This is a genomic window from Duganella sp. BJB476 (assembly GCF_003416895.1).
Taxonomy (GTDB): domain Bacteria; phylum Pseudomonadota; class Gammaproteobacteria; order Burkholderiales; family Burkholderiaceae_D; genus Rugamonas.
Genome location: NZ_QVIO01000017.1, coordinates 1 through 13,346, shown reverse-complemented (window position 1 = coordinate 13,346; position 13,346 = coordinate 1). Strand labels below are relative to the sequence as shown.

The window sequence follows — 13,346 nt, the reverse complement described above, 5'->3', positions numbered from 1 at the left end:
CAATGCCTGATGACCATAGCAAGTTGGTCCCACCCCTTCCCATCCCGAACAGGACCGTGAAACAACTCTGCGCCGATGATAGTGCTGCAACCAGTGTGAAAGTAGGTTATCGTCAGGCTAGTTATAAAGAGAAAAGCCCACCAGTGATCTGGTGGGCTTTTTTTCGTTTACTGATTCATACGCTGCGTATGTGTCCACTGGTGATCTGAGGCCGATACTGCCGAGCTGTAGGTGCGGTAAGTCTGGCCTTCTCCTGGCCACGGGTTCATGATGTAGACGTAATTAACGCCGTTGGCCGTCTCGTAGCCACGGCCCACCATGATGTGGCCGCCGCCATTGGTCCAGCCATAGCGGATCACGAACGGACGGTTTGCGTTGACGTCCGATACCACGCTGTTCCATGACGAAGCCGAATTGTAGGCAGTGTTGTTTACTCCCCAAGCCTTGAGGATGTTTTGCACGCTACCATTGCTGCCGTACATGTTGTTAGGCTGGTTGGCGTTACTGTTCCAGTTGAAGTCCGTACTGCCGCAAGCGTAGTTCAGGCCGAATGCCCAATTGACGATCTGGCACTGGCTGGGTGTCTGGTTGTAGTAGTTCAGGACCGCCTTGCTGGAGCCGGCCCAGCACCACTGGCTGTGCTCCTGCGTGACCAGCGGCACGTTCAGGGTTCTCCATTGCGCGAAGGCGGACGGCAGCACCGCCAGCAGGCTGGCGCTCAATATCAAGCTGTTCAATTTTTTCATGTGAGTCTCCTTGTCTCACGCGGCTCAGCGCGTACTTTCCAGATTTTTTTTGACTGCGATGCGCAGCGGCTCCAGCAGTTCGCTGGCATCCAGCAGGCCATCACCCGTGCCTTTGCGTTGCAGTAGCAGCGACTGGCGCGCGGAGTGCAGTGGCGCGAAGCGAGCAGCGCCGTTCTGGGCGGAGCTCACTTCCAGGAAGTCGGACTGGGCCTGATAGATACGCAAAACCCGCACGTTCGAGCGGTCGGCATTGGCGTATGCCCCCATCGCCGCATCCAGGTCCTTGGCCATTACGGTCGCGCCATAGGCCACTGTCTCCCATTTGCCGTTGACTTGCTCAACCGTAGCCAGGCCGATCGGCTGATCGTTCAAAGTGATGACGAAGCGCCAGATGCCGGTGGGCCTGGCCATCGCCTTCAATTCGCGTCGACCAGTAAGCAGGTCCGCGGGATCGATGGTGTAGACTGGGAATCCGTAAGCGATCCGCGCGTCTTTCAAGTCTTGCACGTCGGCTACATCCAGCGGGAATCCCTGCGGCGCGCTGCCGGCATGGTTCTGTACCTGGTACTGGACGAATTGGTTGAAGTCACGCTTGGCGGCGTTGCCGGCGCCGTCGAGTTGCGCCTGCGGCGACTGGTTGATCGGCGCGGTCTGGGCAAACAGCGCGGGACTGGACAGGCTCAGGTAGCCTGCGATGGCCAGCCCGAGTAAAGTTGATGTGCGCGGCATAGTTCTGTCTCCTGTTGCGGATGGAATATGAAGGGACTGCCAGCACGGCAGCGCAGCCATTCTAGGTAATCCAAAATGCAAGCTTGTCGATTTTCCCCATTTGAGACAGAGGCGCAGCGGCTTTTCCATTTCTTAACAATCGAAAGAGAGGCAGGGCCTTTGTGACGTATTGCAACGTGTCATCACAATTGCTGTCCACGTGCAGAATTGGGTTGTATTATTAAGTCCATCGTCTTGTTCATTTCACAGAGGTGCATTCATGGCAGAAGCAAAAAAATACCGTCTGGTTACGCGTAGCGACTTCGACGGTTTGGTGTGCGCAGTCCTGTTGAAACACCTGGACATGATCGATGAGATCCTGTTTGTGCATCCGAAGGATATGCAGGACGGTAAAATCGCCATCAGCGACAACGACATCACCACCAATCTGCCGTTTGTGCCTGGTGTGCATATCGCTTTCGACCACCATCTGTCGGAGACCATCCGCAATACCGGCGAGCGCAAGAACCACGTGATACACCCGGAAGCGCCGTCGGCGGCACGCGTGGTATATGACTACTACGGCGCCGAGAAAGCCTTCCCGGCCTCGTGGCACGACATGATGGTGGCGGTGGATAAGGGCGATGCGGCCCGTTTCAACGAGCAGGAAGTGCTGAATCCTGAAGGATGGGATCTGCTGAACTTCCTGATGGACGCGCGCACCGGACTGGGCCGCTTCCGCGAGTTCCGCATCTCGAACTACAACCTGATGATGGACCTGATCGACTACTGCAAGAACCACACGATCGCCGAGATCATGGCCTTGCCGGACGTGAGGGAGCGCAAGGACCTGTACTTCGAGCATGCCGAGAAGTGCAAGGAGCAAATCCGCCGCTGCGCGACGGTGCACAAGAACCTGGTAGTGCTGGATCTGCGCGACGAAGAGATCATCTACGCCGGCAACCGCTTCATCATCTACGCGATGTATCCGCAGACGAATATCTCGATCCATGTGCTGTGGGGCCTGAAGAACCAGAACACGGTGTTCGCCACCGGCAAGTCGATCCTGAACCGCACGTCGAAGACCAACATCGGCGCGCTGATGCTGGAGTACGGCGGCGGCGGGCATGAGAATGCCGGTACCTGCCAGGTCGACAACGAACTCTCGGACGAGGTACTCGGCGCCTTGATCGCCCGAATAAACTCAGAGGGATAAAAAAACGGCGCTCATTGAGCGCCGTTTAGATTTAGGCCTCTTCTTTTTCAGGAAGGGCGATCTGGTTGTCTATGCTGAACTGATAGTCCTTGAACACGTGCTCGGCGGTGAGCAGCTGGTACTCGCCGCTGGCCTTCTTGTGCGTGGTGTCCTTGAGGCGATAGGTGTAGTGCCCGCAAGTCCAGCAATTGAAGTTGCGCATGTGGGTGCACAGGCAGGTCTTGTCCATCACCACAATGTTCTTCTCGTCCGGATGCGCCGCCACTTCGCGGTTGTAGGAATTGATGTAGGCGCAGTTGCCGGTCGCGTCCAGCAAATAGCCGTACGACTCGCAGCCCGGACGGATGCCGGCGCCGATCGCTGGCGTGCTCTTGAGCATGCGCATCGGGTAGCCGGTCGGCGAGATGCCGTTGACGATGATGTCCTCTTCCGACGCCTTGAAGTATTCCTGCTTGACCTTGGCCGGCAGGCCGCATTCATTGGTCACGGTGAAGCGGGTCGCCACCTGCACGCCCGCCACGCCCGCTTCCAGGAACCGCACCGCATCGCTGCCGGTGAAGATGCCGCCGGCCGCGATCAGCGGAATCTCAAGATTCTCCGCCTTCAGGTAGTCCAGCAGTTCCTGGGTGATGGTCATCAGGTCGTACTCGGCCCAGTCCATGCCGAAGCCCAGGTGGCCGCCGGCCAGCGGGCCTTCGACGATGATGTAGTCCGGCAGACGGTCCAGCTTGGCGTTCTTGCGCAGGAAGATCTGCAGCGCGCGCACCGACGAGACGATGATGCCCAGCTTGGCTTCGCGGAAGCGCGGGTGGTCGGCCATCAGCGCGAACGAGCCGAAGTGCAGGCCGGCCGACAAGGTGATGCCGTCGATGCCGGCGTCCAGCGCCGCGTTGAGGCGGGTGCGCAGGGTTTCGCGCGGGCCGTTCATGGTCAGCTTTTCCATGCAGTTGACGAAGATCAGGCCAGGGCCTTGCTTCGCCGCCATGGTGGCGCCGATGTGGCGGCGCTGCGCGTCGGCCAGGCGTTCCAGGTCGAACTGCACCACGGACTTGTCCATGTTGTTGATATTGAACTTGTAGAGCTTGGTCTTGTCCTTGACGAAGCTGGTGTCGAACTTGCGGTCCGACACGTCTTCCACCATGGCGTCCGAGATATGGCCGATGCCGCCCAGGCGGGCCGCTTCCAGCGCCAGTTCGGACGTCGAAATATCCACGCCCATGCCGCCGACCATGATGGGCACGTACTCGTTTTTGCCAAAGCGCAGGCGGAAATCATCAACACGTTTCATTGCTATCCTTAGACTACCGTAGTGGTTGCCGGGAACAAAGCCCGGCGCTATGCGTAATATGCGGTCGCGCGGCAGTACACCTTGCATGGAGCCCGGTTCGATTCTACTCCATGTGTACTACAGCATTGTGACGCCGCGGCGGGCGTCGCGCGTAGAGGTCAGTCGCGGAAGTTGTTGAATTCCAGCGGCATCTCCGGCACGTCCTTGCGCAGCATGGCCATGGCCGCTTGCAGGTCGTCGCGCTTGGCGCCGGTGACGCGCACGGCTTCACCCTGGATGCTCGCTTGCACTTTCATTTTGCTATCCTTGATGACGCGCACGATCTTCTTGGCATCGTCGGATTCGATGCCGTTCTTGATCTTGATCACTTGCTTGACCTTGTCGCCGCCAACTTTCTTGATGTCGCCGTCTTCCAGGAAGCGCACGTCTACCTTGCGCTTGGACAGCTTATTGGTCAGCACATCACGTACCTGTTGCAACTGGAATTCGGAGTCGGCGACGACGGTCAGTTCGTTTTCCTTGTGCTCGACGGAGGCGCCGGTACCCTTGAAGTCAAAACGGGTGGCGATTTCTTTTTGAGATTGCTCGACGGCATTCTTCACTTCGATCATATCGGCTTCGGAGACTACATCAAACGACGGCATAACTATTTCCTTTTCGTGTGGCATGCAGCGTGGATCAAACCCGCTGCATCAAAGACTGACATTTTAACGGACAACCGGCCCGATGCCGCCATATCGGCGCTGGTTTTTTGCTTGTTTCGCTCTATAATCGATGAAATTTCCCAGGTTTTTCCTCCATGCATCCACAGTCAGCCATTCAATACCAGTTCCCACTCCAGTCTCTTAATACATTCGGCATTGCGGCGACGGCGCACGCATATTTGCGCGTGACCAAAACAGAGCAACTGCTCGGCGTTTTTGCTGATGCCGCCTGGGTTTCTTCGCCGAAGCTGGTGTTGGGCGGCGGCAGCAATTTGCTGTTGACCGGCGACTTTCCCGGACTGGTTTTGCACATCGCATTGCAGGGCCGCGAAGTGCTGGCCGGCGATGAACACCATCACTACGTGCGCGCGGCGGCCGGCGAGAACTGGCACGAGTTCGTGCAGTGGACGCTGGCGCAGGGCGTGGGCGGGCTGGAAAACCTGTCGCTGATACCGGGCACGGTGGGCGCGGCGCCGATCCAGAACATCGGCGCCTACGGCCTGGAGACCAAGGACGTGTTCCACAGCGTGACGGTGTTCGATCCGTCGAACGGCGGCACGCGCACGATGGATGCCGCCGCCTGCCGCTTCGGTTATCGCGACAGTATCTTCAAGCAGGAGGCCGGCCGCCACCTGATCATCCTCGACGTCTGCTTTGCGCTGCCCAAGCAGTGGCGGCCCAACCTGCGCTACGCCGAACTGGCGCAGGCGGTGGCGGAGCAGGGCCTGGCCGCGCCGAGCGCGCAGCAGGTGGCCGACACGGTGATCGCGATCCGCCGCCGCAAGCTGCCCGATCCGGCGGTGATCGGCAATGCCGGCAGCTTCTTCAAGAACCCGGTGGTGACGGGCGCGCAGTGCGCGGCGCTGCTGGAGCGCTTCCCCATGCTGGTGCACCACGCGCAGTCGGATGGCAGCGAGAAGCTGGCGGCAGGCTGGTTGATCGATCAATGCGGATGGAAGGGGCGCAACCTGGGCGCGGCGGGCGTGTACCCGAAACAGGCGCTGGTGCTGGTGAATAACGGCGGCGCGCAAGGCGCCGATGTGGTGGCGCTGGCGCGCGCGATCCAGGCCGATGTACAGGCGCGCTATGGCGTGCTGCTGGAGCCGGAGCCGGTCTTCATTTAAAAAAAGGCGGGCTCGCGGCCCGCCTTGCGCAACGTTAGCCGAAGTGGCAAACGTAATCGACCGTCTCGACGGTCTCGATATCAAAGCTCGAATTGCCGCCCACTTTGAATTCCTGGCCCGCCGCGTAGGTCTGCCATTCGCTGGCGCCGGCCAGGCGCACCTTGCACACGCCGCCGATGATCTCCATCGTTTCCGGCGCGCCGGTGTTGAAGGTCAGGCTGGAGGGGAAGATCACGCCGACGCTTTTCTTGCTGCCGTCGGCGAAGATCACATTGTGCGAAACGCATTTGCCGTCGAAGTAGATATTCGATTTCTTGACGACGCTGACTTGATCAAATTGAGCACTCATGCTGCTGTTTTTCCTTAGTTCGATACGGAGGGGAGACCAGGCAGGTCGGCCGCGTTCACCACGCGATTGCGGCCACCGCGCTTGGCGGCATAGAGAGCCTGGTCGGCTTGCTGGATCAGCTGTTCGATGCTGGAGGCGGAAGAAGGCACCACGCTGGCCACGCCGATCGACATGGTAACGGTGGAGAACTCGGTATCCGCCTGCGGATTCTCGATGGCTAGCTGTTCCAGGTGGCGGCGGCACGACTCGGCCACGATCAGCGCCCCAGTCAGTGATGTATCCGGCAGGATGATGGCGAATTCCTCGCCGCCGTAGCGCGCGGCCAGGTCGGCCGGTCGCTTGAGATGTTCGGTCAGTACTGCGGCCACTTTTTTCAGGCACAAATCGCCCGCCAGGTGGCCGAAGCTGTCGTTATACAGCTTGAAAAAATCGACGTCGCACAGCAGCAGCGTCAAAGGCTGCTTGTCGCGCTGGCCGCGCTGCCATTCGAGGTGCATGGTGTCGTCGAAGCTGCGGCGGTTGGCGATGCCGGTCAGGCCGTCGAGCGCCGCCAGCTTTTGCAGTTCGATGTTGGCGTCGGCCAGCTGCTTCTGGCTCTCGCGCAGGAAGCGGAAGGCCTGGTCGCGCTGCAGGCGGTTGATATGGGCGCCGGAGTGGTAGCGCACGCGCGCCAGCAGCTCCAGCTTGTCGGGCAGCTTGACCATGTAGTCGTTGGCGCCGGTGGCGAAGCTGTGCGCTTTGAGCTTGGGGTCTTCCTTGGCCGAGAGGACGATCACCGGCACGTTGCGCAGCGCTTCGGACCCCCGATAGAGCTGGATCAGGCCGAAGCCGTCGATGGACGGCATCACCAGGTCCTGCAGGATCACGGTCGGCTGCAATTGCTGCGCACTTTCCAGGGCATGGGTGGCGTCGGTCACGTAGTGGAATTCGATATCGGCCTGGTCGCTCAACATGCGGCGCACCGCTTCGATGATGATCAACTGGTCGTCCACCAGCAATACCCTGACCTTGAAGGCGGTCAGTGTCTGTTCCGGATCTGCTGCGGTTGCGTGTACTTCGGACATCAGTGTTCTCTTTAAAGGTAAATCAGCCGCGGCCACCCAGGGCGCTGCGCAAGGCCGGGCCGATCTTCGCCAGCGGTAAAATCATCTGTGCCGCATCCAGTTCGGCCGCGGCGCGCGGCATGCCGTAGACCGCGCTGCTGGCCTGGTCCTGGGCGATGGTGGCATGGCCGGCACGGCGCAGGGCCAGCAAGCCCTCGGCGCCGTCGCGGCCCATGCCGGTCAGCAGCACGCCCACCGCTTCACCCTTCCAGTGCTGCGCCACACAGTGGAAAAACACGTCGACCGAAGGGCGGTAGGCGTAGTCCTTGGGATTTGCATCGTAACGCAAGCGATAGTTTTGATCCAGCGTTAAGTGGTCGTTGCTCTTGGCGATAAGGACGGTCCCCGCCACCAGTTCGTCGCCTTCCTCGATGGCGCGCACCGGCATCTCCAGCTGTTCGCCCAGCCAGCGGGCGAAATTGTCGGCGAAGTGCTGGTCGATATGCTGCACCACCACCACCGCGCAGCCGCGCGGCGGCGTCCATCCCGCCAGCATCTTGGACACCGCCATCGGGCCGCCGGTGGAGGCGCCGATCGCCAGCAGCGAGGTGACGCGCGCCGTCGCCTCCTGCCCATCGGCGCCGTTGCCATTGCTGCTGGCCGCCGTCTTCGGCATCATCGCCTGGCTGCCGCCGCTGTGGCGTATCAGCTTGTCCATGGTGCGGATCTTGGCCAGCAGTTCCGCATCGCCTCCGGGTTGGCCTTGCAGTACCGGAGTGGCCGTCACGTCCAGCGCGCCGGCGCCCAGCGCGCGGAATACCTGGTTGACGTTGTCCTGCGGCCGCCCGGTCACCACCAGGATGGCGCACGGGCTTTGCTCCATGATCTGCCGCGTCGCCTCGACGCCGTCCAGTTCCGGCATGTTCAGGTCCATCAGGATCAGGTCGGGACGGTTGTCCGCGCACATGCGCACCGCCTCGGCGCCGGTACGGGCGATCCACAGCACCTGGTGCTCCGCAGTGCTGGCGACGACCCGCCGCAGCGCTTCGGCTGCCATGGCGACATCGTTGGCGATGGCGATTTTCATCTACGGGCATCTCCTATCAGATCGTTGACGGCGTCGAGCAGCGTCTCGTCGTGGAAGCTGCCCTTGGTCAGGTAATAGTCGGCGCCGGCCGACAGCCCGCGTGCGCGGTCTTCGGGACGGTCCTTGTAGGAGACTATCATGACTGGCAGTTTGTGCAGGTGGATGTCCTTTTTGATCAGCGTGACCAGTTCGATGCCGTCCATGCGCGGCATGTCGACGTCGGTGATCACCAGGTCGTAGTCGCCGCTGCGCACCACGTTCCAGCCGTCGATGCCGTCGATGGCGATATCGACCAGGTAGCCCCGGCCCAGCAGCAGCTTGCGCTCCATCTCGCGCACCGTGAGCGAATCGTCCACCACCAGGATGCGCTTGGTCTTGCGGCGCTCGGCCTGGTCGGACTTGGCCAGTTGATGCAGGCCGCCTTCGTGCAGCAGCTTGTCGATCGAGAGCAGCAGGTCGGGCACGTCGAGGATCAGCACCGGCTCGCCGTCGTCGAGCAGGGCGGCGGAGGAGATGTCGCGCATCTTGCCGAAGATCGGGTCGAGCGCCTGCACCGCCAGGCTTTGTTCGCCGCGTATCGCCTCCACCACCAGCGCGTAGCGGCGCGCTCCGCTGCCGATGACGACCACCGCCAGCTCGTCGCTGCTGGCGTCGGTGTCGCCCAGCTCCAGCACCTGCGAGGCCGAGACCAGGCCCAGATGCTCGCCGCCGAGATCGAAGAACTGCTTGCTCTCCAGCGTGCGGATGGCCGACTGCGGCACCTTGACCACGCGCTCCACCTGCACGATGGGCACGGCGTAGGCCTCGCCCTTGATGTCCACCACTAGCGCGCGCACGATCGATTGCGTCAGCGGCAGCGTGATGTAGGTGCGGAAGCCGTGGCCCAGTTCCGATTCGATGCGCACGGTGCCGTTTTGCGAGCGTATGGTTTCGTGCACGATGTCCAGGCCCACGCCGCGCCCGGAGATCTCGGTGGTGTTTTCCTTCAGGCTGAAGGCCGGCAGGAACAGGAACTCCAGCAGCTCGGCCGGCGACAGGGAGGCCGCCATCTGCGGGCTGGCCATCTTGCGTTCCACCACGCGGGTGCGGATTTTTTCCAGGTCCACGCCGCGGCCGTCGTCGCTGATCTCGATACTGAGCATGCCGGCGCGGTGCTTCGCTTCCAGCACGATGGTGCCCACGGCGGGCTTGCCGGCGGCGATGCGGCCGTCCGGCGCGTCCATGCCGTGGTCGACGGCGTTGCGCAGCATATGGTTGAGCGGACTTTCGATCTTGGCCAGAATGTCGCGGTCGACCAGCGTGTCCTCGCCGACGATGTGCAACTGCACGTCCTTGCCCAGGCTTCGGGCCAGGTCGCGCACCATGCGCGGGAAGGCCTGCACGCCGTCGCGGAAGGGGCGCATGCGTAGCGTCAGCACTTCGTCCACCATGCTTTGCGAAACGGCCAGCAGGCGGCGCTCGTAGGCCTCGATGTCGGCGATGTGCTCCAGCACGAACTGCTTGAGCGGGTGGGTTTTTTGCAGCGCCAGCAGCGACTTTTCTTTCAGGGCGGCGTCGCTGCTGTTGGCGATCGCCTCGTGCAGCTGCTCGACCAGCGCGAACAGGCTGCTCTGGTTGCGCTTGAAGCGCTGCATGTCCTGGATGAAGGGGGGCATCTGGTGCGCGTTGATGCGCGACTCGCTGGCCAGCGACAGCAGCCGGTCGAAGTTCTGCGCGGCCTTCAGCGGCGCCGGCGTGCGCGGCGCGATAGCCGGCGTTTCCTCGACGATGGCGGCTGGCGCGGCGGCGCTGGCGACGGCAGGCGCGCTGGCCGCGCCGAGCGGCGGCAGGCCGGCTTCCGCCCGCAAGTTCACCGGTTCGGGCAGGAAGGCGATGGTGGCGATGGCATCCAGTGTCTGCTTGATCAGCGTGGCGTTGGCGGTCAGCCAGGCGTCGACGCCGCTGTCCTGCAGGCGAGATAGCTGGAGGATCAGGTCGACGCCCGCCAGCAGCACGTCCACGCGGTTGGGCGAGAGCGCCAGCTTGCCGCGCTGGGCGGCGATGAAGGCATCCTCCATGCCATGCGCCAGCTGCACCACCACTTCCAGGCCGACGATGGCGGCCGCGCCCTTGATCGAGTGCGCCGCGCGCATCATCGATTCGATGGCGCCGGCGTCGTCCTTCAGGCGCTCCATGGCCAGCAGGCCGTCGGTCAGGATCTGGGTCTGGCTTTCGGCCTCCATGCGGAACAGGTCCAACATGGAAAATTGGCTCAGGTCTCCGTTGTTATCGCCGCTCTGGCTCATCGCAATACCCTCGCAAGTTGGTAGCCGATCAGCGCCGCATCGAGCACGCCGATATGCATGTCTTCATGCGCTATCACGCCCGACAGGAAGCGCGACAGGCCTTTGTTGATGGTGGCGGCCGGCGCCTGCACCGAGGCGCTGGCGTAGCGCAGGATGCCGTGCAGGTCGGCCACCGGCAGCGCATAGGCCTGGTCCTCCCATTGGGTCAGCAGCAGGCGCGCAAAGGTGTGGCGGTTGGTGGCGGCTTCGCCCTCGTTTTCATCGATGCCGAGCAGCGCCGCCAGCGACATGCAGGGATACAGCGTGCCGCCGACGTTGACGATGCCGCTCAAGCCGCGTTCCGCGCGGTGCGGCAGGCGATGCGGCTTGGCCTGCTGCGCCACCGACACGAACATCTTGGTCGGCAGCGACAGCCATTCGCGGCCGATGCGGAACACCAGGCAGGAGGCGTCCAGCTGTTGCCCGCCGGCGGCGGCTTGGCGGAAGTGGGCGGCCCAGTCTTTTTTGTAATCGTCGCCGACTGCGCGTTGCAGGTTGCGCTGGGCGGCCGCCGCGTACACGTCGCAGTTGCGGCAGTGGACGGCCTGCTGCAGCTTCTCGCAGCTTTGGTCGCCGACGACGCCGATGCGGTTCCAGCAGTCGTCGATGCTGGCGATGGCGATAGGGGAGGTGGTCGTATTCATGGTTGGTCGCCCTTAAGATCCTTGCTGGCGTTTGTAGATGCGCGCGGCGCGGGCTTTCAGCGCGGTGGCGGCGCCGGGGTCGTTGTTGGTCTCGGCCAGCAGGGCCAGGTGGCACAGCGCTTCGTAGTGGTCCGGTTGCAGGTAGATGCAGCGCTTCCAGTAGTCTTCCGCGAGCTTGTGCTTGTTCGTCAGTTCGTTGACCAGGCCGAGGATGAAATAGGCTTCCGCCGAATCGGGCGCTTGCGCCAGGTGGTCGCGGCTGGTGCTCTCGGCTTCCTTCAGCTGTCCCAGGTCGGCCAGCCGGCGTGCTTCCGCCAGCAGGTCGATGGCGGCCGGCGTGGCTCGCGCCGGGGCGGGTACAGGCGCCAGCCGTGGCGCCGGGTTCGCCACAGGTGCAGGCGCCGGTGCAGGTGCAGGTGCAGACACGGCCGGCGGTGCGGCACGGCGTGCGGTGCGCGGCGCCGCCTTGGCCGGCGGCTTGACGGCAGGCGCCGGCCGCGCGCCTTCCTTCCTCAGGCCGAAAGCCTGCGCATACTGGAGCGGCGTAAAACCGTGCTGGCAAAACGACGGCACCTCGGCGTAGCCGGCGAACAGCAGGCCGCTTTCGCCCAGCAAGGCTTCCAGCTTGGCGATGGCCGCCTTGGTGGTGGGTTTGTCGAAGTAGATCAGCAGATTGCGGCAAAAGATCACATCGTAATGACCGGTGCGCGCGCCCAGGTCGAACTCCAGCAGGTTGCCCTGTTTGAAGCGCACCTGCTGGCGCAAGGCGTCGTTGATGCGATAGTCGTCGCCGTCGCCGCCGAAGTGGCGGTCGCGGAAGCCCAGGTCCTGGCTGCGGAAGGCGTTGCGGCCGTAGACGCCGCTCTTGGCGCGCGCCACGCAGCCGGGGCTGATGTCGAAGGCGTCGATGATGTAGCGGTCGCGCGGCACGCCGGCGTCGGCCAGCACCATCGCCATCGTGTACGGCTCCTCGCCGCCGGCGCAGGGCACGGACAGGATGCGCACCATGTGGTTGGCGTCGGCGGCCAGGCGCGTGCGGACAAATTCGAGCGCCGCCTGGAAGGCTTGCGGATCGCGGTAGAACCACGATTCCGGCACCACCACCAGTTCCACCAGCGCGGTCAGTTCCTCCGGCGTCATCCGCTCCAGATAGGCATCCTGGTTGGCGGCGGGGTTTTGCTCCATGCGGTGCCTGATCGCGCGGTCGACCACGGACTTGGACAACGTCAGGCCGGTCGCTTCGTGCAGCATGGATTGGGCGGGTGTCATGTCTGGAACAGCATCGTGCGCAGCGATGCAGGCAGCAGTTGTTCAAGTTCCACCAGTTGCAGCATGCCGGCCGCGTCGCTGGCGACCTGGCCGAGGAAGGGCGCCGCCAGCACGCCGCTGTTGGCCAGCTGCGCTTCGGCCACCTCTTGCACGCCCAGCACGCGTTCCGCGCGCAGGCCGAGCAAATGGTCCGTGCCTTCCGGCGCGTGGTAGTCCACAACGATGATGCGGGTGTCGAAATGATCGGCGCCGCTGGCCATGCCGCTGGCGCGGCACAAGTCGATCACCGGCACCGACTGGCCGTGGAAGTCCATCAGGCCGGCGACGGCGTCCGGCGCCAGCGGCAGGTGTTTCAGTTCCAGCAGCGGCAGCACGCGCACCACGTCGCGCAGGCGCAGGCCGTAGCGGTCGGCGCCGATATGGAAGATCAGCAGTTTCATCGCGCGCTCCGGTCAGGCCGCAACGGCAAAGGTGGCGACGCTGGTTTGCAGGTCGCCCGCCGCGTACTGCAACTGGTGCACCGCTTCGCTGGTGGCCTTGAGCGATTCCACCGTCTGCTGGGTGGCGTCGTTCAGCTGCATCATGGTCTCCGAGATCTGCTGCGCGCCGACCGCCTGCGACTGCATCCCTTGCAGCACGGCGTCGAACTGCGGCGCCAGCTTCTGCACCTGGTCCATCACGCCGGACAGCTGGTCCGTCACCTGGCGCACTTCGCCGACGCTGCGGCGGATCTCTTCGGAGAATTTGTCCATGCCCATCACGCTGGCCGACACCGCCGACTGCATCTCCTTGAGCATCTGCTCGATGTCCCAGGTGGAGACCGAGGTCTGGTCGGCCAGGCGGC

At 63.1% G+C, this 13,346-nt stretch carries 13 protein-coding genes, 1 rRNA gene and 1 pseudogene; 3 read left to right on the top strand and 12 right to left on the bottom strand.

The window, feature by feature from the left end:
• Positions 1 to 5 precede the first annotated feature (5 nt).
• Positions 6 to 118 (top strand): 5S ribosomal RNA (rrf, locus tag D0T21_RS31320).
• A gap of 49 nt (positions 119 to 167) precedes the next feature.
• Here rrf and D0T21_RS31315 read toward each other — a convergent pair.
• Together D0T21_RS31315 and D0T21_RS31310 are read right to left on the bottom strand one after the other, a co-directional pair.
• On the bottom strand, positions 168 to 746 hold the full coding sequence (locus D0T21_RS31315) for a C39 family peptidase (protein ID WP_116994050.1): 579 nt from the start codon (positions 744 to 746) through the stop codon (positions 168 to 170).
• A 24-nt stretch (positions 747 to 770) separates the two neighbouring features.
• Entirely contained in the window at positions 771 to 1,475 is a 705-nt protein-coding gene (locus tag D0T21_RS31310; RefSeq protein ID WP_116994051.1) for a hypothetical protein, read from the bottom strand.
• Between the two features lie 259 nt (positions 1,476 to 1,734).
• Here D0T21_RS31310 and D0T21_RS31305 point away from each other — a divergent pair, with 259 nt between their 5' ends.
• Positions 1,735 to 2,670 carry an exopolyphosphatase gene (locus tag D0T21_RS31305; protein WP_116994052.1) on the top strand — a complete coding sequence of 312 codons (936 nt, stop codon included), beginning with the start codon at positions 1,735 to 1,737 and terminating at the stop codon, positions 2,668 to 2,670.
• A 31-nt stretch (positions 2,671 to 2,701) separates the two neighbouring features.
• On the opposite strand, the gene D0T21_RS31300 is transcribed toward D0T21_RS31305, so the two are convergent.
• Together D0T21_RS31300 and D0T21_RS31295 are read right to left on the bottom strand one after the other, a co-directional pair.
• A complete protein-coding gene (locus tag D0T21_RS31300; RefSeq protein ID WP_116994053.1) occupies positions 2,702 to 3,958 on the bottom strand; it encodes a nitronate monooxygenase in 1,257 nt (418 codons plus the stop codon).
• A gap of 158 nt (positions 3,959 to 4,116) precedes the next feature.
• Positions 4,117 to 4,602: a YajQ family cyclic di-GMP-binding protein gene (locus tag D0T21_RS31295; RefSeq protein WP_116994054.1), complete on the bottom strand. Its 486-nt coding sequence runs from the start codon at positions 4,600 to 4,602 to the stop codon at positions 4,117 to 4,119.
• A 155-nt stretch (positions 4,603 to 4,757) separates the two neighbouring features.
• Between D0T21_RS31295 and murB the strand changes: the two genes are divergently transcribed.
• Positions 4,758 to 5,786 carry a UDP-N-acetylmuramate dehydrogenase gene (murB, locus tag D0T21_RS31290; RefSeq protein ID WP_116994055.1) on the top strand — a complete coding sequence of 343 codons (1,029 nt, stop codon included), beginning with the start codon at positions 4,758 to 4,760 and terminating at the stop codon, positions 5,784 to 5,786.
• Between the two features lie 34 nt (positions 5,787 to 5,820).
• Here the strand turns inward: murB and D0T21_RS31285 are convergent, their stop codons facing one another.
• The 8 genes and pseudogenes from D0T21_RS31285 to D0T21_RS31250 form a co-directional block, all read right to left on the bottom strand.
• Positions 5,821 to 6,135 (bottom strand): pyrimidine/purine nucleoside phosphorylase, encoded by a 315-nt coding sequence (locus tag D0T21_RS31285; RefSeq protein ID WP_020705687.1) that lies wholly within the window; start codon positions 6,133 to 6,135, stop codon positions 5,821 to 5,823.
• Between the two features lie 14 nt (positions 6,136 to 6,149).
• Positions 6,150 to 7,199, bottom strand: a complete 1,050-nt coding sequence (locus D0T21_RS31280) for a diguanylate cyclase (RefSeq protein WP_116994056.1) — start codon at positions 7,197 to 7,199, stop codon at positions 6,150 to 6,152.
• Between the two features lie 22 nt (positions 7,200 to 7,221).
• Positions 7,222 to 8,265 carry a chemotaxis-specific protein-glutamate methyltransferase CheB gene (gene cheB / locus D0T21_RS31275; RefSeq protein WP_116994057.1) on the bottom strand — a complete coding sequence of 348 codons (1,044 nt, stop codon included), beginning with the start codon at positions 8,263 to 8,265 and terminating at the stop codon, positions 7,222 to 7,224.
• The gene (locus D0T21_RS31270; protein WP_116994058.1) at positions 8,262 to 10,550 is read right to left on the bottom strand and encodes a hybrid sensor histidine kinase/response regulator; all 2,289 of its coding nucleotides are present in this window, start codon (positions 10,548 to 10,550) and stop codon (positions 8,262 to 8,264) included. The genes cheB and D0T21_RS31270 overlap by 4 nt, the downstream gene beginning before the upstream one ends.
• Positions 10,547 to 11,233 carry a chemotaxis protein CheW gene (locus D0T21_RS31265; RefSeq protein WP_116994059.1) on the bottom strand — a complete coding sequence of 229 codons (687 nt, stop codon included), beginning with the start codon at positions 11,231 to 11,233 and terminating at the stop codon, positions 10,547 to 10,549. Before D0T21_RS31265 ends, D0T21_RS31270 begins: the two co-directional genes overlap by 4 nt.
• A 12-nt stretch (positions 11,234 to 11,245) precedes the next feature.
• Positions 11,246 to 12,502, bottom strand: a complete 1,257-nt coding sequence (locus D0T21_RS32815; protein WP_199538638.1) for a protein-glutamate O-methyltransferase CheR — start codon at positions 12,500 to 12,502, stop codon at positions 11,246 to 11,248.
• Positions 12,499 to 12,942 carry a chemotaxis protein CheW gene (locus tag D0T21_RS31255; protein WP_116994061.1) on the bottom strand — a complete coding sequence of 148 codons (444 nt, stop codon included), beginning with the start codon at positions 12,940 to 12,942 and terminating at the stop codon, positions 12,499 to 12,501. The genes D0T21_RS32815 and D0T21_RS31255 overlap by 4 nt, the downstream gene beginning before the upstream one ends.
• A gap of 12 nt (positions 12,943 to 12,954) precedes the next feature.
• Positions 12,955 to 13,346 (bottom strand): annotated as a pseudogene (locus tag D0T21_RS31250) (chemotaxis protein); the annotation flags it as partial.